Source organism: Streptomyces sp. Je 1-369, from assembly GCF_026810505.1.
Lineage (GTDB): Bacteria > Actinomycetota > Actinomycetes > Streptomycetales > Streptomycetaceae > Streptomyces.
Map to the genome: position 1 here is coordinate 2674706 of NZ_CP101750.1, position 21494 is coordinate 2696199.

Annotated in this window: 11 protein-coding genes, 1 other RNA gene and 2 pseudogenes; 4 read left to right on the forward strand and 10 right to left on the reverse strand. The window is 73.2% G+C overall.

Annotated elements, in window-relative coordinates; genetic code table 11:
* Nucleotides 1-12: 12 nt before the first annotated feature.
* From NOO62_RS12235 to NOO62_RS12245, 3 genes are read right to left on the reverse strand one after another with little or no spacing between them, the layout of a single operon-like run.
* A complete protein-coding gene (locus NOO62_RS12235; RefSeq protein WP_268770917.1) occupies nt 13-7440 on the reverse strand; it encodes a MupA/Atu3671 family FMN-dependent luciferase-like monooxygenase in 7428 nt (2475 codons plus the stop codon).
* Nucleotides 7437-10754: a type I polyketide synthase gene (locus NOO62_RS12240; RefSeq protein WP_414930809.1), complete on the reverse strand. Its 3318-nt coding sequence runs from the start codon at nt 10752-10754 to the stop codon at nt 7437-7439. Before NOO62_RS12240 ends, NOO62_RS12235 begins: the two co-directional genes overlap by 4 nt.
* Entirely contained in the window at nt 10751-12043 is a 1293-nt protein-coding gene (locus tag NOO62_RS12245; RefSeq protein WP_268770919.1) for an MFS transporter, read from the reverse strand. Before NOO62_RS12245 ends, NOO62_RS12240 begins: the two co-directional genes overlap by 4 nt.
* A 257-nt stretch (nt 12044-12300) precedes the next feature.
* Here NOO62_RS12245 and NOO62_RS12250 point away from each other — a divergent pair, with 257 nt between their 5' ends.
* Complete coding sequence (locus NOO62_RS12250; RefSeq protein WP_150183830.1) at nt 12301-12519, forward strand: response regulator transcription factor; 219 nt, start codon at nt 12301-12303, stop codon at nt 12517-12519.
* Between the two features lie 36 nt (nt 12520-12555).
* Here NOO62_RS12250 and NOO62_RS12255 read toward each other — a convergent pair whose 3' ends face one another.
* From NOO62_RS12255 to NOO62_RS12285, 6 genes and pseudogenes are all read right to left on the reverse strand, one after another.
* Complete coding sequence (locus NOO62_RS12255; protein WP_268770921.1) at nt 12556-13986, reverse strand: DEAD/DEAH box helicase; 1431 nt, start codon at nt 13984-13986, stop codon at nt 12556-12558.
* A gap of 116 nt (nt 13987-14102) precedes the next feature.
* An RNA gene (gene rnpB, locus NOO62_RS12260) (RNase P RNA component class A) lies at nt 14103-14520 on the reverse strand.
* A 124-nt stretch (nt 14521-14644) separates the two neighbouring features.
* Nucleotides 14645-15427 (reverse strand): annotated as a pseudogene (locus NOO62_RS39260) (DMT family transporter); the annotation flags it as partial.
* Nucleotides 15428-15446: 19 nt separating this feature from the next.
* Nucleotides 15447-16382: an AraC family transcriptional regulator gene (locus NOO62_RS12275; protein WP_268770924.1), complete on the reverse strand. Its 936-nt coding sequence runs from the start codon at nt 16380-16382 to the stop codon at nt 15447-15449.
* A gap of 63 nt (nt 16383-16445) precedes the next feature.
* Nucleotides 16446-16976 (reverse strand): TetR/AcrR family transcriptional regulator, encoded by a 531-nt coding sequence (locus tag NOO62_RS12280; RefSeq protein ID WP_268770925.1) that lies wholly within the window; start codon nt 16974-16976, stop codon nt 16446-16448.
* Nucleotides 16969-17424 (reverse strand): DUF4260 family protein, encoded by a 456-nt coding sequence (locus NOO62_RS12285; protein ID WP_268770926.1) that lies wholly within the window; start codon nt 17422-17424, stop codon nt 16969-16971. The genes NOO62_RS12280 and NOO62_RS12285 overlap by 8 nt, the downstream gene beginning before the upstream one ends.
* Before the next feature lie 76 nt (nt 17425-17500).
* On the opposite strand from NOO62_RS12285, the pseudogene NOO62_RS12290 reads away from it, so the two are divergent.
* Nucleotides 17501-17759: pseudogene (locus NOO62_RS12290) on the forward strand (MerR family transcriptional regulator); the annotation flags it as partial.
* 155 nt (nt 17760-17914) lie between these two features.
* Here NOO62_RS12290 and NOO62_RS12295 read toward each other — a convergent pair.
* A complete protein-coding gene (locus NOO62_RS12295; RefSeq protein ID WP_268770927.1) occupies nt 17915-19357 on the reverse strand; it encodes an RNB domain-containing ribonuclease in 1443 nt (480 codons plus the stop codon).
* Between the two features lie 323 nt (nt 19358-19680).
* Between NOO62_RS12295 and yaaA the strand changes: the two genes are divergently transcribed.
* Both yaaA and eda read left to right on the forward strand, forming a co-directional pair.
* Nucleotides 19681-20487, forward strand: coding sequence for a peroxide stress protein YaaA (gene yaaA / locus NOO62_RS12300; protein ID WP_268770928.1), 807 nt, complete (start codon nt 19681-19683; stop codon nt 20485-20487).
* Between the two features lie 88 nt (nt 20488-20575).
* Nucleotides 20576-21244 (forward strand): bifunctional 4-hydroxy-2-oxoglutarate aldolase/2-dehydro-3-deoxy-phosphogluconate aldolase, encoded by a 669-nt coding sequence (gene eda / locus NOO62_RS12305; protein WP_268770929.1) that lies wholly within the window; start codon nt 20576-20578, stop codon nt 21242-21244.
* The last annotated feature ends 250 nt before the right edge of the window (nt 21245-21494 follow it).

The window sequence follows — 21494 nt, forward strand, 5'->3', positions numbered from 1 at the left end:
CGGCCCCCGAGCTCACCCTTCGCCCCGGAGCGCCTCCCCCACCTCCCTCGCCAGGAGTCGGCCGTACGCCTCGGTCCAGGCCTCGACCGTGGAGCGGTCCCACAGGTCGGTCGAGTACTCCAGGTACCCGGAGAGCACGTCGCCCGTCGGGATCAGCCCGAAGTTGAACTCGGAGCGCGCGCCCGGGACCGCGAGGTCCTCCACCGCCGTGACCAGGCCCGGCAGCTCGACCTCCGTCTCCAGTGAGCTCTGGTACTGGAAGCCGAGCGGCAGCCGGTCCGGCACCTCCGTGCCCAGCACCGCGCTCACGTCCGCCGCCACCGCGCGGAGCGGCGCGGCGTGGTCGATGGCGCCGACGGAGGTGCGCGCCACCTGGTCCACCAACGCCCCGAACGACGCGGCCGCGTCACCCCGTATCCGCAGCGTGAAGGACGACACCGTGCAAGCGGCCAGCGCCTCGAACTCGCGCCGCTCGCGGTTGGCGTGGGAGATGCCGAGCACGACGTCGGGCCCCTGCTCCCCCACCTCCGCGACCAGCCGCGCGAACGCGGCCGCCGTCACCACGAAGGGCGTCGTACGGTGCCGTCGGGCCAGCTCCTCCACGTCGGCGCGGGCGCCCTCGCCCACCGTGAACAGGACCACGTCACCCGCGCCGCTCAGCTCCGCGGGGCGGGGCCGGTCAAGCGGCAGCGGCATCCCGAAGCGGGCACCCGCCAGCTCCCGCGCCCAGTGGGCGACGAGGCGGTCCTTGTCCTGCGTACGGCTGTGCTCGCGCTGCCAGCGCGCGTACTCGCCCTGCTGCGGGAGGGTGTCGGCGGCCGGCAGGCCGTGCGGAGCCCCGGTGGCCTCGGTCCCGTACAGCGCCGCCAGTTCGCGCAGCAGCAGACTGACCGACCAGCCGTCGCAGGCCGCGTGGTGCAGGACGAAGAGCAGCACCCAGCGGTCGTGGTCCACGCGCATCAGGCGCAGTACGGGGGCGAGTTCGGCCTCGATGTCGTACGGGACGGCCGCCGTCTCCCCCGCGAGCCGATCCGCCTCCTCGGCCGCGGCGTCCGCCGAGCCGTGCCGCGCGAACAGGTCCTCTTCCGGCAGCTCCACGGGCCGCGCCCGCAGCGCTTCCTGCCACCACTCCCCGTCGCCGTCCGCCACGAAGCGGGTCCGCAACGCCTCGTGCCGGGCGATGAGTTGGGTGAACGCGGTGCGCAGGGCCGGCACGTCGAGCGTTCCCGTGAGGGTGAGTCGCATCGCCACGTTGTAGATCTGCGGGCGGGGGTGGGTGCGGTGGCGGGTGAGGAAGGCGGACTGCTGGGCAGTGAGGGGGGCGCGGGCGGGCGTGTCGCCGGGTTCCGCGACCTCGCCGCCCGCCGCGCGCCGGACGGCCTCCCCGTCCCCCGCCCGCCGGACGGTCGCACCGTTCACCGGCCGCTGGACGGTCGCACCGTTCACCGCCAGGTAGGCGGCCATCGCCCGGAACGTGGGCTCCTCGTAGAAGCGCGCCACGGGGTACTCCGTGCCGAACTCCTCCCGTACGCCGTTGGCCAGCCGGATCGCCGTGAGGGAGTGCCCGCCGAGCTCGAAGAAGGACACGTCCGGCGTGATCGCCGACGCGTCGATGTCGAACTCCTGGGCCCAGAGCCGCTTGAGCCGCGCCTCGACGGACGACGGCCGCGCCGCGGGGTTGGTCACGATGCCGGGCGCGGGCAGCGCGGCCCGGTCCAGTTTGCCGTTGCCGGAGAGGGGCAGCGCGGGCAGGACGGCCCAGGCGCGGGGCACGAGGTGGTCGGGCAGCCGTTCGGCGAGTTCCGCCGTCAGACGGTCGCTGAACCCCTGCGCCGACAGGTCGGGCGCGGGTACGTCGGGGTCGTGCACGTCCTCCTTCCGTACGACGTAGGCCACGAGGCGGGCGTCGCCGTGGTGGTCGCGGCGGGCGAGGACGACGGCGTCACGGACCCCGGGGAGACCGTTGAGCGCGCGGGACACCTCTTCGGGCTCGACCCGGTAACCGCGCACCTTCACCTGATCGTCCGTCCGGCCGCGGAACTCCAGCGCGCCGTCGTCGTTCCAGCACACCAGGTCGCCCGTGCGGTACATCCGCACATCGGTCCCCCGGGGATCGCGGACGAAGCGTTCGGCGGTCAGCTCGGGCCGTCCCAGGTACCCGGTGGCCACGCCGGGCCCGCCCACGTACAACTCCCCGACCTCGTCTCCGGAGACTTCACGGCCGCCCTCGCCGAGCACGCGGAGGATGACGTTGTGGACGGGCCTGCCGATCGGGATCGGCAGGTCGGGCCCCTCCGGGGCGCGCGGCCCGACCGTCGCGGCCGTGCACAGCACGGTCACCTCGGTGGGCCCGTACACGTTGACCGTCTCGTACGGCGCGCCGGGGCGCGGGCGGGTGCGCATCACGTCGCCGCCGAGCAACAGGTGCCGCAGGGGCGGCTGTTGGCTGACCGGGAGCGCGAGGACCGCCTCGCCGAGAGCGGTCGGCAGGATCGAGAAGGTGACGCGCCGCTCCGCGTACCAGCGGGCCAGCGCGGCCGGGTCCTTGCGGACCGTCTCGTCGGCCACGACGACGGTGGCGCCCGCGGTCAGCGCGGGCCAGATCTCCAGCGCGGCGGCGTCGAAGCCCTGGCTGCACACGGCGGCACTGCGGTCGTCCGCGGTGAACCCGAACCGCTCGTGATGCCACTGACAGAGATCGACGACGGCCCGGTGCGGAATGGCGACGCCCTTGGGGGTGCCGGTGCTGCCGGAGGTGTAGATGGCGAAGCAGAGGGAGTCGGGGGCGGTGGGCGACCTGTCGGGGGACGTGGTCGCGCGGGTGGGCGCCGGTGCCGTCACGTCCACCGGCACCGTTCCGGCCGGGGCCTTCGGTCGCGGGCCGGTGTCCCCGGCCGCGCTTCCGTTCGTGACCAGGATCCGCGCCCCGCTCTCCGCGAGGATGGTCTCCGCCCGTGCCGTGCCCTGGGCCGGGTCCAGTGGGACGTAGCCGCGTCCCGACTTGAGGGACGCGAGCATCGCGACGATCAGGTCGGCGCCGCGCGGCAGCCACAGGGCGACCGGGGCACCGGCTCCCTCACCGACCGTACGGAACACCGCCGCGAGCCGTTCCGCCCGGGCCTCCAACTCGGCGTACGTCAGCTCGCCTTCGTCACTGAGCACCGCCGTCCGGCCGGGAGCCACCTGCGCCCACCGCGACGTCAGCGAGTGGACCGTGCTGCTCGTCCGCTGCCGGACCGGGCCGTGGCTCCACTCCCCCGACTCCGGCACCGGCACCGGCACCGCGGCGGCGGCGACGTCGTCCGCTCCCACCGCCGCCGCGAGGATGCCCCTGAACGTCCCGAAGAGCGCGTCGACCGTCGCCTCGTCGAAGAGGTCGGTGTGGTACTCCAGGTGGCAGCGGACGCCGTCCGGCAGGTCGGTGAAGTAGACGCTGAGATCGGTCAGCGCCTTGTCCGGGCCCGAGTCGAGCGGTGTCGCCCGCACCCCGGGCAGGTCGAAGCGGAACGGGTCGCCCGTCTCGAACTCGGCGAGTGTCTGGAAGACCGGCGTACGGTCGAGGGCGCGCGGCGGCGCCAGCTCCCGCACGACCGCCTCGAAGGGCACGTCGGCGTGGTCGTACGCGTCCAGGGCCACCCCGCGCACCCGGTCCAGGAGCGTGCCGAAGTCCGGGTTCCCGGTGAGATCGAGGCGCAGCGCCAGCGTGTTGACGAAGAAGCCGACCACGTCCTCGTACTCGGGCTTGCGGTCGGACATCGGCGTGCCGATGACCAGGTCGTCCTGGCCGGTGACGCGGTGCAGGGCGGCCGCGTACCCGGCGAGCAGGGTCATGAAGAGGGTGCTGCGGCGGGCACGGCTGAATTCCCGTACGCGGGCGGACAGTTCGGCGTCCAGCGTGCGGAACAGGGCACGGCCGTTGGACGTCATGACCGTCGGCCTCGGCCGGTCGGTCGGCAGGGCCAGGACGGGCAGGTCGCCGTCGAGCGCCTTCTTCCAGTACGCCAGGTCCTCGGCCGCCTTGGGGCCGCCCAGCGAGTCGAGCTGCGCGCGGGCGTGGTCCGCGTACGTGCGGGGGAGGGCCGGGAGGTCCGCCGACCGCTCGCCCGGCAGCTGCGCGCGGTAGAGGGCGGACACGTCGCGGGCGAGCACGGCCGCCGACGCCGCGTCCATCACGATGTGGTGCAGGGACAGCACGAGGACGTGCCGCCGCTCGCCGAGCCGGACGAGGCGCGTCACGAACAACGGCCCCTCCGCCAGGTCGAAGCGGCGCGCGCTCTCCTGCCTCAGTACGGCGGCGACGGCGTCCCCGTCTCCCCCCGTACGGTCGGCTCCCGTACCGTCGCCTCCCGTACCCTCGACAATCTCGAAGTCCACCTCGCCCGGCGGGCGCGTGAACTGGCGCGGTTCGCCTGCCACGTCGCGGAAGACCGTGCGCAGCTGGCCGTGGCGCGCGGCGAGAGCGCGGAGCGCGGTCCGCAGCGCCGGAACGTTCAGCGGGCCTTCGAGCTCGATGGCCTTGGTCTCGTTGTACGCGGTGCGGCCGGGCAGCATCCGCTCCAGGAACCAGACGCGCTGCTGGCCGGGCGAGAGCGGAGCGCCCTGGTGGTCGGCGGATATGTGGGCGGCGGCTAGGTGGGCGGGGGCCGGTTCCGGGGCCTTCGGAAAAGCCGCAGGAAGAGCCGTCGAAAAAGCCGCAGGAAGAGCCGCAGGAGTCTCGTACGCGCCCCGCAACCCGTCGAAGTGCCGCAACCCGTCCCGCAGCGCCGCAGGGTCCACGCCGAAGTCGACGAGCCCGACGATCTCGTCCGCGCCCGCCGCGCGCACCGCGTCCACGACGGGCCGCACGCTCTCGGGGCTGCCGATGAGGGCGCGCTGGTCGCAGTAGCGGTCGTAGGCGCGGCGGAAGACCACGTCCAGGTCGTCCTCGGTCATCGTCGACATGTCGATCTTCTGGCCCAGGCTGTTCGCCACGTTGCCGAACAGGGACAGGGACGAGCGCATGTACCGGGCCAGGGGGTCGCGGGCGACGGCGCGGGCCGCCGCGTGGTCCTCGGCGAGGTAGGTGTGCAGCAGCACGGCCACGTGCCCGGCGTCCGGGTCCAGGCCGCACTCGGCGCGCGTACGGCGGTAGAGCGCGACGTTGTCGCGGAGCTGCTCGACGCTCTGGGTCATGAGGTTGGTGACGATGCCGACGTCGTTGCGCGCGGCCAGTTCGTACGACGCGGGGTTGCCGACGACCGCCGTGTACATGGGCGGCGCGTCCTGCACGGGGCGGGGGAACAGCCGCAGGTCGCTCTCGCCGTTCCCGGTGGTGCGGCGCACCGGCTCACCGCGCCACAACTTCCGCACCTCCGCGACCTGTTCGTACATCTTCTCCTTGTGGGTGCCGAAGCGCTCCGGGAAGAAGACGAAGTCGTTGGCGTGCCAGCCGCTCGCGCAGCCGATGCCGATCCGGCCGCCGGAGAGGTTGTCGACCATCGACCACTCTTCGGCGACACGGATCGGATCGTGCAGCGGCAGCACGACGGAGCCCGCGTTGATGCGGATGCGCCCGGTCTCGCGGGCGAGCGCGGCGGCGAGGACGACGGGGTTGGGGAAGAGGCCGCCGAAGGAGTGGAAGTGCCGCTCGGGGATCCACAGGGAGTGGAATCCGTGGCGGTCGGCGAACCGGGCGGTCTCCAGGAGGTGGTCGTACTTGCCGTGCCGGGACGTCGCCTCGTCGTCCTGCGGGTAGTCCCCGAAGAAGTAGACGCCGAAGTCGAGGGAGCGGGGCTTCTGTTCCACCCGCTCCGGTCGCTCGGCGGTCGCGGCCGCCGCCCGGTTCCAGGCCATGGCCTTCGGCTTCGCCGCGGGGACCACCGCCTTGTTCGCTGGCTTGTTCGCCCGCTTGTTCGCTGGCTTGTTCCCGAGCGGGAAGCCCGCCCCGCGCAGCTCCCGCAGGGAGTCCTTCACCGCGTCCACGATGAACTCAACGTCCCCGTCGGTGTGTTCGGTGGACAGGAAGAAGTTGCGCCACTCCCACACGTGCACGCCGCGCAGCATCAGGTGGTGGTAGAGCAGTTCCATGTCCGCGCGGTGTTCGAAGCGGAACATCGAGCCGAAGTGGCTCATGCTCAGCGCGTATCCCTCGTCCTCGAAGAAGGAGTTGAGCGTGGTGGCGAGGTCGTCCGTGCGGGCGTTCAGCCGCTCCTGGAGACGCGGGCTGTGCTCCTTGAGGTGGGCGAGCACGGCGCGGGTGGCGACCATAGACACCGGGTGCTGGATGTACGTACCGCCGAAGAACGTCGTGTCGGCGGCCGGATAGCTGGCGTCCCCGTAGCTCCAGTGGCCGCCGTCGATGCCGTCCATGATGTCGGCGCGGCCCGCGATGGCACCGATGGGGAAGCCGCCGCCGAGCAGTTTCCCGTACGTGGCGAGGTCGGGCGTGACCCCGTAGAGCTCCTGGGCGCCGCGCGGCGCGGGCCGGAAGCCGGTCAGCATCTCGTCGAAGAGCAGCACGATGCCGTGCCGACGGGTCAGCTCGCGCAGGCGGCGTACGAAGTCGGCGGGCCGGAGCGACGGATGGCGGCTCTGCACGGGCTCGACGAGGACCGCGGCGATGTCGGCGGCCTGCTGCTCGATGACGGCGAGGCTCTCCTCGCCGCCGTACGGCAGGACGAGCAGGTCGGCGACGGCGTTCGGCGGGACGCCCGCGGACATCGGGACGGTCGTCAGGCCCTCGCCGCCGGTGCGCGGGGAGCGGCCCAGCACGTTGTCGTTGTGGCCGTGGTACGCGCCCTCGAACGTGATGATGCGGGAGCGTCCGGTGGCGGCGCGGGCGAGCCGGATCGCCGCGGAGTTCGCCTCCGTACCGGAGTTGGCGAAGGCGACGCGCTCCATGCCGGTCAGCTCGGCGAGCAGCTCGGCGGCCTCGCCGGTCTCCACGTTGCGCGGGCCGAGCTGGATGCCGCGCGAGAGGTGCTCGCGGACCGCCTCGGTGACGAAGTCGGGCTCGTGGCCGAAGAGCAGGACGCCGAAGCCCATCGTGATGTCGACGTACCGGTTGCCGTCGATGTCCTCGAGCCACGACCCCCGCGCCCGCCGCCCCGCGATCGGGTACAGCATCTCCTTCGTACTGCTGCGGAAGCCGACCGCCGCCCTGCTGTCGGCGAGCACGCGCCGGTAGCGCTGGGCGATGCTCTTGGACGTGGGCGTCTTCGCGGTGTAGCGGCGCACCAGGTCGTCGAGGTGGGCCCGCTGGGTGTCGGAGGCGTTGCCGCGGAGCATGCCGGAGCCGCGGGCGACCTCCGGGCGCGGCCCGTGCTGGGCGGCCCGGGGTGCCGGGGAGTCCGCCGCCTCCTCCTGGGTGCCCATCTGCCGGGCGATGCGCTGCGACAGCTCGGCCATCGCCGCGAGGTCCTGGTCGACGGCGGCGGATACGGTGTCTGCTCCCCCGGTCATCGGCCCGCCTGCGCGGTGAGCAGCTGGGAGAGCTGTCCCATCAGCTGGAGCTGCACCTGCGTGAGCTGCTGGAGCTGCCGCCGGAGCTCTTCGACCTCTTGACGAGTGGCGTACGCGTCATGACGCGTGGCGTCCACGGCGACAGGCGGAGTCTCGCGGGCGGCCGGACGCTCCTCAGCCGCCGCAACGGGGGCGGGGGCCGCAGCAGGGGCCGGAGCCGCGGCGGGGGCCGGAGCCGCCTTGCCCGCGATGATCACCGCGAGCCCGCGCGCCGTCCCCGCCTCCTCGAAGAGCTCCCGCATCGAGACCTTGACCCGGTGCTCCTCCTCCAGCTCGCGCAGCACCCCGATCATCTGCAACGAGTCCGCGCCGAGGTCGAAGAAGGACGCGTCCTCGGCTATCTCGCTGGTGTCGTAGCTGAGGTGCTTCGCGGTGACCTTGATGATGTGCTGGAGCACCCGCTCGACCGCTGCTTCGTCCTGTGCCACTTCCGCCCCATCCCTGATCGGTTGTTCGGGTTGTACGTGCTGTACGGGTTGTTCGGGTCGTACGGGCCGGGGAAGGTAGTTCTCCGGCCCCGTCCAGTAGTCCTTGTGCTGGAAGCGGTATCCGGGCAGCGGGATCCTGCGGCCGCCCACCCCATCCACGAGGGTCCGCCAGCCGACCGGCGCCCCGGCCCGGTACAGTCCGGCGGCCGCGTCCCACAGCGGTGCGAGCCCCGCACCGCGCCGCAGTGTCGGATGCGCGGCCCGGCCCGGGAGCGCCTGGCGGGCGAGGCTGCTGAGGGTCGTGTGCGGGCCGATCTCGACCAGCGTGCCAACGATGTCGTACGAGACGCGCAACTCCCCGAGCACGTCGGCGAACCGGACCGGCTCACGCGCCTGCCGTACGAGATAGTCGGCGTCCGGTACCCATCCGGCCGGGCGCGTACGCCCATCGAGACCGCTCACGAACGGCACGCGGCTCCCCCGCCGCACCACCCCGCCGACGAGCTCCCGGAGCCCGTCGAGTGCCGGGTCCATGAGGGCCGTGTGGAAGGCGTGCCGCACCGGGAGTTCACGTGCGTGGATGCCGCGCTCGGCGAGGAGTTCCGTCAGCCGTGCCATGGCGGCCGCCGGGCCCGCGAGGACCTGGCTGTGTTCGCCGTTCGTGACGGCGAGCTCCACGCCGGGCACCTCCGCCGCCAGCTTCCGCGCCGTGTGCGTGTCCGTCGGGACGGCGACCATCGCGCCGGGCGCGCACCGCTCCCGCATGAGCCTCCCCCGCCCCGCGGTCAGCCGCAGCCCGTCCTCGGCACTCAGCACACCGGCGGCGTACAGCGCGCCGTACTCCCCCACGCTGTGCCCCGCCACCACGTCCGGCTCGATCCCGGCCTCCCGCCACAGGCGGACGAGTGCGCACTGCAACGTGAAGAGGGCGGGTTGCGCCACCTCGGTGTCCAGGACCGGCTCGCCCGTGTCCGCGCCCCGGGGGTCACCCAGCAGCGCGTCGAGGAGGCCGCCCCCACCGGTGAGGTCCGCGAACTGCCGCTCGCGGGCGTCCAGGGTTTCGCGTACGACGGCGAACCGCTCGTACAGGGGACGGGCCGCGCCCCGGTGCAGGCTGCCCTGCCCCGTGAAGAGGAACCCGGCACCGCCCCCGCCCGAAGGCCGTGCCCCCGCCCGTGACCGCGGCCGCGTGAGCCAGTCGTCCAGCGCCCCGCTCAGCGCCGCCACCGTGTCGCCGCGCACCGCGAGCCGGTGTCCGCGGTGGGAGCGGCCCAGGGCCAGCGTGGTCACGAGGTCGGCGTGGTGCGTGGCGGGGTGGGCGCGCAGGTGGTCGCGGAGGGCCGTGGCGTTGTCGGCGAGCGCCTTCTCCGTGTGGCCGGAGACCACCAGGACGCCCGGGGGACTCGGAAAGCCCGGCTCGTCGGCGGTCGCCCGGGGCGCGGGCGCGGGGGCCTCCTCCAGGACGACGTGGACGTTGGTGCCGCCGACCCCGAACGAGCTGACGCAGGCCCTGCGCGGCCCGTCGCCCGCGGGCCACGGGCGCGCGGCCCCGGGGATGTAGAACGGGCTGGCCGCGAGGTCAAGGGCGGGGTTGGGGCGGCGGAAGTTGGCCATCGGCGGGATGACGCGGTGCCGTAGCACCAGGAGCGCCTTGACCAGGCTCGCCAGGCCCGAACACACGTCGAGGTGACCGATGTTGGCCTTGACCGAGCCGAGCGCGCAGTAGCCCGTGCGGTCGGTGTCGGCGCGGAACGCGGCCGTGGCGCCCGCGAACTCGATGGGGTCGCCCTTGAACGTGCCGGTGCCGTGCGTCTCCAGGTAGCCGACCGTGCCCGCGTCGACGCCCGCCCGGTCGAGGGCCCGGCGGATCGCCCCGCGCTGGCCGGCCGCGCTGGGCGCGCTGAACGCCTTCTTGTCCGCGCCGTCGTTGTTGACGCCCCAGCCCCGGATGACGCCGTGGATGTGGTCGCCGTCCGCGAGGGCCCGGTCGAGGCGCTTCAGCACCAGCGCCACGACGCCCGTACCGCCGACGGTCCCGTCCGCGTCGGCGTCGAAGGGGCGCAGGCGGCCGCTCTTGGAGAGGATGGACCCCTTGACGTACTGGTACCCGATCACCTGCGGCACGTGCAGGGCGGTGGCCCCGGCGACGGCGATGTCGCACTCGCCCGCGACCACGGACTGCGCGGCGAGGTAGGCCGCGGTGAGCGAACTGGAGCACGCCGTCTGGACGTTGACCGCGGGCCCTGTCAGGCCGAGCCGGTAGGCGGCGCGGTTCGCGGTGAAGTCGGTGAAGTTGCCGATGGTGACCTGGAGTCCGGCGACCCAGTCCGCGATGCCGCCCTGGAGGACGTTGTTCTGGAGGTAGGTCTGGAGGGAGTAGAGGTGATAGCCGGTACTGGCGTACACCCCCACGTCACGGGCACCGCCATCCGCTCCCGGTTCACCCGCGTACCCCGCGTTCTCCAGCGCGTGGTGGACGCACTCCAGGAACAGCCGCTGCTGCGGGTCGGTGATCCGCGCCTCGTGCGCGCTCATCCCGAAGAACCCCGCGTCGAACCCCGCGATCCCGTCGAGCACCCCGCTCGCCCCGACGAACTCCTCGGCCCGGTACACCTCCTCGGGCACCCCGGCGGCGGCGAGTTCGTCCTCCGTGAAGCGGCGGATGCGGTCGGCGCCGTCGTGAATCGTGCGCCAGAACTCCTCCGGGGTGTCGGCGCCGGGCAGCCGAAAGGACATCCCGATGACGGCGACGGCGTCACGTGCAGGAGCGGAGGCAGGGACAGGAGCAGGGACAGGAGCGGGGGCAGGGGCAGGGGCTGTGGTCATCGGGGGGCCTCGCTCTCGCGCTCCACGGACACGTCGCCGCGCCGGTGCGGCGGCTCCTGCGCCACCGGTAAGGGTTCGCCGGACACCGCTCTCCGCCCTTGCCGCACCAGGACGACGAACATCCCGAAGCACAACGCGATGGCCAACCCGTGCAGCAGCCCCACGACTTGGAACGGCGAGAAGCGGTCGAGCAACGCACCGCTGACCAGCATGCCGAGGCCGAACCCGGTGTTCTCGACCGACGCGGAGAGCCCGAACAGCCTGCCGCGCTGCTCGTCGGGGGTCGCCTGGAGGCGGGTCACGTAGGCGATCTCGGTGAGCCCGTCGGCCATGCCCGCCACCAGCGCGGCCACGACCGCCACGTACGTGGGCAGCCCCGCGAAGACCACGATGAACGCGGCCGACATCACGCACGCCCCGACCGCGAACGCCTGCTCCCCCGGCCCCTGCCGCCCGCCGCGCCCGGCCCACCGCCCGCACACCTGCTGCATGACGATGTTGCCGATGGCCCACGTCGCCCAGAACTGGCTGACGAACGTGGCCGGATGGGACGGGTCGAGGTCGCTGGAGTAGACCGGCAGGGCCACGTTGTGGGAGGAGGAGCCGAGGCCGTCGGCGGCCCTGAGCGCGATCATCACGGCGAGGACGGGGGCGGCCCGCAGCAGAATCATCGCACCGACGCCACGCCCCCCGGAGTCCCCCTTCGCCTCGCCCTTCTGAGCGCCCCCGTCCTTCTCCCGCGTACGGATCGGCAGGGAGAGAAGGACGCACGCGGAGACCGCGAACGTGGCGGCGTCGAGGGAGATCGCGGCGACGTAGCCGAGCTGCGCGACCACGACACCCGCGGAGGCGAAGCCCGCGATCATGGCGAGCGAACGGCCCGTCGCGAGCAGCGAGTTGGCGCGCAGGCGCAGGTCGCCGCCGACGATCTCGGGGATGCTGCTGCGCAGCGAGACGCCGGAGAGGGTGGAGCAGAAGCCGGTCACGACGGCAAGGACGTACAGCAGCCCGGCACGGCCACCGTCGGGCGCGATCAGCAGCGCTATCATGGCGGCGCACTGTGTGAGATCGGCGCCGACCATCAACATCTTCCGGTCGTACGCCGAGACCAGCCGTCCGCTCACAAAGCCGGAGACGACACTGGTCAACAGGCGTACGGCCATGAAGATTCCAGCGGCCAGGGCGCTGTCGGTCACCTCGTAGATGAAGACGTTGAGGGCGACCATGTTCAGGTAACTGCCGTACGCCGATATGCCGTTGCCCACGACGAGCAGGCGAAAGTGCCGCAAGCTATCCCCCTGGTCCACGCGCCGGGCTGCCTTGAGAACGTGCACGGCCGCGCTCAGCCGAGGCCGTCTTCACACTCACCCGCGCCGAAGCGCGCCCACAGTCCCTCGAATTGGGGACTTGACACCGCCCGTCGCGCTCAGTAGCGCCGCGTTTCCCCTGGGTACGCGGGGTTTCCTTTCTGTTTCTTCACAAGCGTGGTTAGATCACGTTGCGGCTACAGCCGTCGTACGTGTTGACAGTCCCTCCCGGAGGGAAGATGCCAGTAAGCAGCCGCCCACCGAACCCGCCGGCGTTGTCCCACAGGGAGCGTCAGGTGCTGGCCCACATCGCGGCAGGCCTCTCCCACAAACAGATAGCCCGGCGTCTGGGCATCAGCGTGCACACCGTGAGCACGTACTTGCGCCGCATCCGGAGCAAGCGCACCGCGCCCACGGTGGCCCATCTGATCCACCTCAGCCACACGGAAGACTGCTGACGGCCCTCCGGTGAGGGGGCCTGGGCCTGCCCGGGGTCAGCCCCCGCGCCGCACCCGCGCCGCCCTGCGGGCCTCCGCGAGCTTGCGGGCCTCCGCGGACTTCCGCGAGGGCGACTTGCCGCCGCCCCCCTTGCCGCCCGAGCCGCCGGGGCTCTCCTTGGTGCTGCCGAGGCCGCGGAAGGGCGCGTTGTGGTTCTTGGCGCGGCCCGCGGCGGTACCGCCGTCGAGCGGGGTGCCGGAGGGGGCCTTCGCCCCGGTGATCCGGGACAGCTCCGCCTCGCCCGAACGCACCTTGGTCGTCTTCGGCTCGATGCCCGCCTCGGCAAGCACCTGGACGGTCTCGCGCCGCTGGCCGGACAGCACCAGGGTGACGACGCGGCCGGACTCGCCGGCACGCGCGGTGCGGCCCGCACGGTGCAGATAGTCCTTGGGATCGGTCGGCGGGTCGACGTTGACGACGAGGTCGAGGTCGTCGACGTGCAGGCCGCGGGCCGCGACGTTGGTCGCCACGAGCACGGTGACCTGGCCGTCCTTGAACCGGGCGAGGGTCCGGGAGCGCTGCGGCTGGGACTTGCCGCTGTGCAGGGCCTCGGCGTGGACGCCACTGTCCCGCAGGTGTTTGGTGAGGCGGTCGACGGCGTGCTTGGTGTCGAGGAAGAGCAGGACGCGGCCGTCGCGGGCGGCGATCTCGGTGACGACGGCGTACCGGTCGGGGCCGTGGACGACGAGGACGTGGTGGTCCATCGTCGTGACGGCACCCGCCGACGGGTCGACGGAGTGGACGACGGGGTCCTTCAGGTAGTCGCTGACCAGCTGGTCGACGTCGCGGTCCAGGGTGGCCGAGAACAGCATCCGCTGCCCGTCCGCGCGCACTTGGTCGAGGGCCTCGGTGACCTGGGGCAGGAAGCCCATGTCGCACATCTGGTCGGCCTCGTCGAGGACGGTGATCCTGACCTGCCCGAGCCGACAGCCCTTGCGGTCGATGAGGTCGTGCAGACGCCCGGGGGTGGCCACGACGACCTCGGCGCCGTCGCGCAGCGCGGCGGCCTGGCGGCCGATCGAGATGCCGCCGACGACGGTGGCCATCCGCAGCCGCATCGCCTCCGCGTACGGCGTGAGTGCCTCGGTGACCTGCTGGGCCAGCTCACGGGTGGGCACCAGGACCAGCGCGAGGGGCTGCTTCGGCTCGGCGCGCCGCCCGGCGAGGCGGGCGAGCAACGGCAGAGCGAAGGCGAGCGTCTTGCCGGAGCCGGTACGGCCACGCCCCAGGACGTCCCGGCCCGCGAGGGCACTGGGCACCGTGGCGGCCTGGATCGGGAAGGGCTCGGTGACGCCGAGTTCGTCGAGCTTCCGCAGCAGCGCGGCGGGCAGTTCGAGATCGGCGAAGGAGGAGACGGAGACGGTGGGCAGACCGGCGTCGGCATCGGTGCCGGTGCCGGGGCGGTCGTCCTGGGGTGTCGGGGTCATGGCGAGCCTTCCGCATCGGGAGCGTACGCGCGTACCGAGGAAGGCCCGGCAGGCTGCGGCCCAGCGGGCGCGGGCCGGGGTGGTGCGCCGCGCCGGGCGGGCCGGAGCGGGTGGGGCAGACGAGTCGGGCTGTACGCCGGGTTCTGTACCGCGGGTCCTCGCGGACGTCGCGGTGACGGCCATCCATCTAGGGCCGGCATTGCTGCCGGCCTCGTGCGGTCTACCCGCGGACTCGGGCGGGCAGCCCTCGATCATCCGCGCAGAAGCGCCTTTTCCTGGGAAGAGGCGCTTCCTCTTGACCTTGCTCCAGGTGGGGTTTACCTAGCCGCCTGAGTCACCTCAGGCGCTGGTGGTCTCTTACACCACCGTTTCACCCTTACCGAGGGCCTTGCGGTCCCCGGCGGTCTGTTCTCTGTGGCACTGTCCCGCGGGTCACCCCGGGTGGCCGTTAGCCACCACCTTGCCCTGTGGAGCCCGGACGTTCCTCGGGAAGGGCCCCCGAAGGGGTCTTCACGCGGCCGCCCGCCCGGCTCGTCTGCCGTGCCGACCATGGTACCCGCCGGTCCCCCCGGCTCGGCGCCGCGGCCGCCGTCGCCGTCGCCAGGACCGATCCGGCGAGGATCAGGGTGAACGCCGCCACGACGTCGCCCGTCAGCGGCTCGGAGAGGAACGTGACGCCCGCCGCCACCGCGACGGCCGGGTTGACGTACGTGAAGACGACCGCGCGGGTCGGTCCCGCCTCCCTGATGAGTTCGAGGAAGACGACGAAGGCCAGGGCCGTGCAGATGACGCCGAGGCCCGCGAGGGAGGCCAGGGTCGGAGTGTCGGGCACGGCGGCGGGCCGGGACACCACAGCGGCGGGGGCGTAGACGAGCGCGGCCAGGGCCAGGCAGGGCGCGATCAGTTGCAGGGTGGGGACGTCGCGGAGGTGGCGGGCCACGATCAGGGGGGCGACGGCGTACCCGAGGGCGGTGAGCATGACCTCCGTGAGGGACCAGGCGTCGCCGCCCGTCAGGTGGGGCACGGTGAGGACGGCGACGCCCGCGAGGCCGAGGCCGAGACCGGTGAGGCGGCGCGCGCCGAGGCGTTCCGTGTCGCCGAAGAAGCGGGCGAGGAGGGCGCCGATGATCGGGACGGCGGCGATGAGGAGCCCGGCCGTGGAGCTGGAGATACGGCGCTCGGCGTCGGTCAGCGTCCACCACGGGCCGAGGATCTCCACGCAGGCGAACGCGAGCATGGGCCGCCAGTGCGTCCTCAGTACGCCGATGAGTCCGCCCTGCCGTACGGCGAACGGCAGCAGCAGGGCCGCGCCGAGCGCACAGCGCGTGAAGACCACGAACGACGGCGACAGATCGCTGTCGACCGCCACTTTGATCATGAGGTAGGGGATGCCCCACAGGACACCCATGAGGGAGAAGAGGAACCAGGCGCGTGCCGTCATGCGGGCAGTTTCGGCCGCGTCACCGGCCGGTGTCTTGAACGCTGTTGCGACGTACGGTGTTGCTACGGACGGTGCTGCTGCGGACGCCGCTGCTCCGGATGCTGGTGCGGTACGCCGCCGGGGTCACCCCGAGCACCCTGCGGAACCAGCGCGTCAGGTGCGCCTGGTCGGCGAAGCCCACGAGCGGGGCCACCGCGGACGGGCGCAGGCCCGCTTCCAGGTGGGCGCGGGCCAGCGCCACGCGGTGCTGGGCGAGCCAGGCGTAGGGCGGCATCCCCGTCGACGTACGGAAGGCGCGCAGGAGCTGGTAGCGGGAGAGGCCCAGCGGGGCGGCGAGTTCGGCGAGGGTGGGCGGGGTCAGGAGCTCGTCGGCGAGGCGCCCGCGCACGGTGCGGGCGATGTGGTCGGCGCCGGGAACGCGGTCGTCGAGGGGGCGGGCGGTGCCGTGCCGCCGGGCGAGTGCGGCCAGCAGCCACGGAACCCGGGACTCGGCCTCCAGCGGGTCCGCGTGCGCGCTCAGCTCGGTGTGGGCGGCGCGCAGGGCGGCGGCGAGTTCGGGGTCGTCGACCACGGGGTCGCGGAAGTGCGGCGGGGCGGCGGTTCCCTCGGCGAGGAGGGGCGGTGCGGGATACATGGCGCGGTAGGCGTAGCCACCCGTCGCGCCGGGACCGCCGGTGTGCACCTCGCCGGGGGCGAGGACGACGATGGAGCCGGGCCCCACGTCGAGCCGTCCGCCCCGGTAGTCGATGACCTCCCAGCCGTCGACACAGACGCCGACGCTGAACTCCTCGTGGAAGTGCGGTGCGTAGCGGTGCCGGTCGAAGCGGGCGGTGAGGAGGTCCAGGGGCGGGTTGCGGGGACCGAGCGGGGCGCGGGCCCAGACTGCGTGTTCGCGGGGGTGGCTGGGGCTGCTGGGGCGGCTGGGGCTGCTCGCCCTCGTGGTTCCGTCATCCATGCGCTGCCTGTCCGTTCCCCCTGTGGGTCGCCGCTCGTACGACCCCATGCGGCCTGTGCCGTCCTACCGGTCCAACGCCCGCGTGCCCCTCTTCCATGCCGCTCCGAGGTCCACGCCGTCCGGAAACCGTCCGTGGATCTCCAGGATGACCATGCCGTGCGCGAACGCCCAGGCGGCGCGGGCCAGGTCGGTGTCACCGCCGCAGACCCGCATCAGGGGGGCGGCGGCCCGTTCCTCCAGGCCCCGCGGCAGGGCCTGGCGCGGGAGGGGTCGTTCGGTGGCCAGGCGGTAGAGGTGGGGGTGGCGCAGGGCGTAGGCGCGGTAGGCCTCGGTCAGGGCGTCGAGGGAGCCGGGGTCGGCGGTCTCGGCCGCCTCGCAGGCCGCCGCGGACTCGTCGAGCATCTGGACGACGAGCTCCACCTCGACCGCGGACTTGTCGGGGAAGTGCTTGTAGAGGGAAGGGGCCTTGATGCCGAGCCGGTCGGCGAGCGAGCGCATCGTGAGCTTCTCGGCGCCGGACTCCTCCAGGAGGCCGCGGGCGGCCGCGACGATCTCCCTGGCGCGGGGGGTGAGGCGCTCGTTCTGGTCAGACACGCTGGAAGCCGTCCTTCGTCCGCAGTCCATAGCCGAAGGCGCGATCGTACGAGATGTGGGCGAGCCACCCGCACAGAGCGGCGAAGGCGGGCGCCCAGACGACGGGCGTGAAGGTGTAGAGGGCGATCAGCGCGACGGGGAGCAGCGCGCGGTGGGCGGCGTTGTAGTACGGGACGGCGCGGGTCGGCAGCTGGCCCTTCGCCATGTGGCGCACGTCCCGTACGGCCACGAGGAACGTCAGGTCGGGGGCGATGAAGAACGCCCCGGCGAGCAGGCCCGCGAGCCAGCCGTGGTTGACGCCTTCGAGCACGGCGAAGGCGGACCAGAAGAGCGCGCCGGCGAACCAGGCGGTACGCCGGGTGACGGCGAGGGCGCGCTTCGCGGGGGCGGCGGGGGTGGTGGCGGGGGCGGTGCGGGTGGTGTGGGTGGTGTGGGTCAGGGTGCTCATGGGGGCCTCCTCCTAGGTGCGGGTTCCGGCTGGAGCCTTGCTGGCTAACTTTGTTAGCTCGAACGTATGGCTAACGGTGTTAGCCGTCAAGGGTCGCAGCGAAAGCCCCCGTGGAGTCCCCGCCGTCCCCGGCCTCGTCGGCGTCACCACACGCGCCATCAGGCACTACCACCGCCAAGGCCTGCTGCCGGAGCCCGAGCGGCGCCCCAACGGCTAGCGCGCGTACGGGCCGCGAGCTCGCCGAGGTCCTCGGCGAACCGGACGCGGACCTCGCACGGCAGGAGGCAGCGATCCGCGAGCGCAGGGAACGGCTGCGGTCGCTGCTCGACGAAGCGGGGCGCGGACGCCTCTCACTGGCCGAACCCGTCACCGCCGTGGGCTTCCTGGGGAAGCGGCGCGAGGTGACGAAGGTGCGGCTGCACGCGGACGAGCCGGAGCGGCTGTGTGAGGCGTTGCGGGAAACTCTGGCCGCCCGCACCACCGGCCCCTCTCACGCGGGCGCGAACTGAACCTTCGCCGCGCCCGGGTCCGCCTGGGTGAGCCGGACCCGCAGGCGCTCCCCGAGGGGCAGCTTCGCCGAGCCGCCCTCGATCCGGGCCACGATCGCGGGCTCCGCCAACTGCACGGTTCCGACGGCAGGTTCGCCGTCCTTGACGTCCACCACGACCGCGTCGAACATCTCGCCGACCCGCCCCTGGAGCAGGGCGGCCTCGACGATGTCCACGCACTCGCGCTCCACGGTGTTGCCGCGCCGCGTGCCGTCAGCCATCTCCTTGGGCAGCTCGTCCAGGGCGGCGAGCGCCCACTCCGGGGGCGGCGCGTCCGCGCAGGCGGCGAGGCAGAGCTCGGCGGCGTAGCGGTCGACGAGGCGGCGCAGGGGGGCGGTGCAGTGGGCGTAGGGCGCGGCGACGGCGGCGTGGGTGGTGAGCTCGGGCAGGTCGCCGTCGCGGAACGCCGTGTAGCCCGCGCCGCGCAGCAGCGTCGTGCACTCCTGGAGGAAGGCGGCGTGGTGCGGCGTACGGGGATCGAGGGAGCGTACGAGCTGCGCGTACGACACGTGGTGCGGCCAGTCGATGTGCAGCGCCTGCGCGGTGCGGCGCAGGCGGCCCACGGCGCCGTCGGGGGCGGTGGGCAGCGTCCGCAGGATGCCGACGCCCGAGGCGAGCATGAGTTCGGCTGCGGCCATGCCGGTGAGGAGGGAGATCTGCGCGTTCCAGCCGTCGGCGGGGAGCGGGGCGCGGAAGCCGAGCTCGTACGTTCCGTCGCGCTCGACGACCTCCTGCTCCGGTACGTCCAGGGAGATGCCGCCGCGCTCGACCTCCAGCTGTTCGCGCAGGCGACCGATGTCCCGCAGCAGCGCGAGGGGCTCCTCCGCGGTGCCGCCGTCGATGGCGGCCTGCACGCCTTCGTAGTCGAGCTTGGCGCGGCTGCGGACGAGGGCGCGCCGCACGTCGGTCCGCTCGGCACGGCCGTCCCCGTCCAGGTCGATCGTCCACAGGACGGCCGGGCAGGTCTGGCCCGGCAGCAGGCTGGCGGCGCCCTCGCTGAGCGCGGTGGGGTGCAGCGGGACCTTCTCGTCGGGGAAGTACAGGGTGGTGACGCGGCGGTGCGCCTCGGTGTCGAGGGGGCCGCCGGGGGTGACGTACGCGGCGACGTCGGCGATCGCGTACGACACCCTGAACCCGCCTCCGCCCCGCCTTGCCAGGTGCATGGCCTGGTCCAGGTCCACGGAGGTGGGCGGGTCGACGGTGAAGAGGGGCAGGTCCGTGGCGTCGTACTCCGGGAGCCTCGGTGACGCGGCGGCGCGGTCCGCCTCCGCGAGGACGTCGGCGGGGAACTCCTCGGGCACGTCGAGTCGCGTACGCAGATCACGCAGCGCGGCCCGCAGCGGGGCATCGGCTGCGCCGGTCACGCGGAAGTGGCGGCGGGGCATGGATCGAGCGTAGCGGGGGCGTGCCTGGCTTGGGCGGTTATGCGGTGCCCTGTGCCGTCCCGCACGGGTAGGGGCGACAAGCCCGCCGCTTCGCGACGGATCACACCCTCCCACCCACCCGTTCGCCCCGCACCGCCCCGCTCAGGCAGGAGCACCGAGCCCGCCGCTTCGCGGCGGATGCCCCCCCACCCGCCCGCCCGTTTACCCCGCGACATCCTGCGGGAGGAGGCGCCGGGCGGGGCTGCGTCGGGTGTACTGCACGCCCCCGTACCCTTTCGCAGGGGCCGCACCCCTCCCCCCGTACCCCCTGAAGGAGTCCCACCGTGCTCGTCCTGCTGCCGCCGTCCGAAGGCAAGGCCTCCTCCGGCCGTGGTGCGCCGCTCAAGGCGGAAGAGCTGTCGCTGCCGGGTCTCACCCCGGCGCGGCAGGCCGTTCTCGACGAGCTCGTCGAGCTGTGTGCCGCGGACGAGGACAAGGCCCGCACCGTGCTCGGTCTCAGCGAAGGTCTGCGCGGCGAGGTCGCGAAGAACGCCGGGCTGCGTACCGCCGGGGCCCGCCCCGCCGGGGAGGTCTACACCGGCGTGCTCTACGACGCCCTCGACCTCGCCTCCCTCGACACCGCGGCCAAGCGCCGCGCCACCCGCTCGCTCCTCGTCTTCTCCGGCCTGTGGGGCGCCGTCGGCGTCAACGACAGGATCCCCTCGTACCGCTGCTCGATGGGCGTGAAGCTGCCGGGCCTCGGCGCACTCGGCGCGTACTGGCGTACGCCGATGGCCTCCGTCATGCCCGAAGCCGCCGGTGACGGACTCGTCCTGGACCTCCGCTCGTCCGCGTACGCCGCCGCGTGGAAGCCGAAGGGCGAGGTCGCCGAGCGGACCGCGACCGTTCGCGTGCTGCACGCGCAGGTCGACGACAAGACCGGCACCGAGAAGCGGTCCGTCGTGTCGCACTTCAACAAGGCGACGAAGGGCAGGATCGTCCGGTCCCTGCTGACCACGGGGGCCAACCCCAAGAACCCGGCCGAGCTGGTCGAGGCGCTGCGCGACCTGGGGCACGTGGTGGAGGCGGAGGTGCCGACGAAGGCGGGCAAGCCGTGGGCTCTGGATGTCGTGGTGCGCGAGATCCACTGAGGCGGGGACTGATCCTCGCCACCACAGCCCGTTGCAGCATCCGCAACGGGCTTTGCGCATGCTGCGCACCTGGGTGCAGGATGCCCCCATGACCTCCTCCGCCTCCTCCGCCTCCTCCGCCTCCTCCGCCTCCTCCTCGTCCCCCGCCTCCGTCCTCGACCTCGCCCCCGTCGTCCCCGTGGTCGTCGTCGCGGACCTCGACGACGCCGTGCCGATGGCGCGCGCCCTCGTCGCGGGCGGGCTGCCCGCGATCGAGGTGACCCTGCGGACGCCCGTCGCGCTCGATGCGATCTCCGCCATCGCCGCGGAGGTACCGGACGCGGTGGTCGGCGCGGGCACCGTCATATCCGCGCGGAACGTCTCCGAGTCCGTGGAGGCGGGCGCCCGGTTCCTCGTCAGCCCGGGCTGGACGGACACGCTGCTCGACGCGATGCAGGGCTCCGGCGTGCCGTTTCTGCCGGGCGTCTCGACGACCTCGGAGGTCGTGGCGCTGCTCGAACGCGGCGTACGGGAGATGAAGTTCTTCCCGGCGGAGGCCGCGGGCGGCACCGCCTACCTGAAGTCGCTCGGCGCCCCGCTGCCGCAGGCCCGGTTCTGCCCGACGGGCGGCATCACCCCGGACTCGGCGCCTTCGTACCTCGCGCTGAAGAACGTCGGCTGCGTGGGCGGCAGTTGGATGCTGCCCGCCGACGCCGTCGCCGCGAAGGACTGGGCCCGCGTGGAGTCCCTGGCCCGCGAGGCGGCGGCCCTGCGCTAGCGAGACGGACCCGCGATGGCGCGGCGGCCCCACGTCAGCACACGGCCCTGCGTCAGCACGACGGACCCGCGCCAGCACGACCGCCCCACGCCAGCACGACCGCCCTGCGTCAGCACGACGGCCCAACGCCAGGGCGGCGCGTCAACGCACGGCCCTGCGTCAGCACGACGGTCCCGCGTCAGCACGACCGCCCCACGCCAGCACGACCGCCCTGCGCCAGCACGACGGCCCAACGCCAGGGCGGCGCGCC

Bases quoted from the DNA above. Each gene is read 5' to 3' on its own strand.
- NOO62_RS12285 (WP_268770926.1), bottom strand. From the start codon at position 17,424: ATGAGCACCCTGACCCACACCACCCACACCACCCGCACCGCCCCCGCC.
- NOO62_RS12235 (WP_268770917.1), bottom strand. From the start codon at position 7,440: ATGACCGGGGGAGCAGACACCGTATCCGCCGCCGTCGACCAGGACCTC.
- NOO62_RS12255 (WP_268770921.1), bottom strand. From the start codon at position 13,986: ATGACCCCGACACCCCAGGACGACCGCCCCGGCACCGGCACCGATGCC.
- NOO62_RS12250 (WP_150183830.1), top strand. From the start codon at position 12,301: ATGCCAGTAAGCAGCCGCCCACCGAACCCGCCGGCGTTGTCCCACAGG.
- NOO62_RS12275 (WP_268770924.1), bottom strand. From the start codon at position 16,382: ATGGATGACGGAACCACGAGGGCGAGCAGCCCCAGCCGCCCCAGCAGC.
- NOO62_RS12295 (WP_268770927.1), bottom strand. From the start codon at position 19,357: ATGCCCCGCCGCCACTTCCGCGTGACCGGCGCAGCCGATGCCCCGCTG.
- NOO62_RS12240 (WP_414930809.1), bottom strand. From the start codon at position 10,754: ATGACCACAGCCCCTGCCCCTGCCCCCGCTCCTGTCCCTGCTCCTGTC.
- eda (WP_268770929.1), top strand. From the start codon at position 20,576: ATGACCTCCTCCGCCTCCTCCGCCTCCTCCGCCTCCTCCGCCTCCTCC.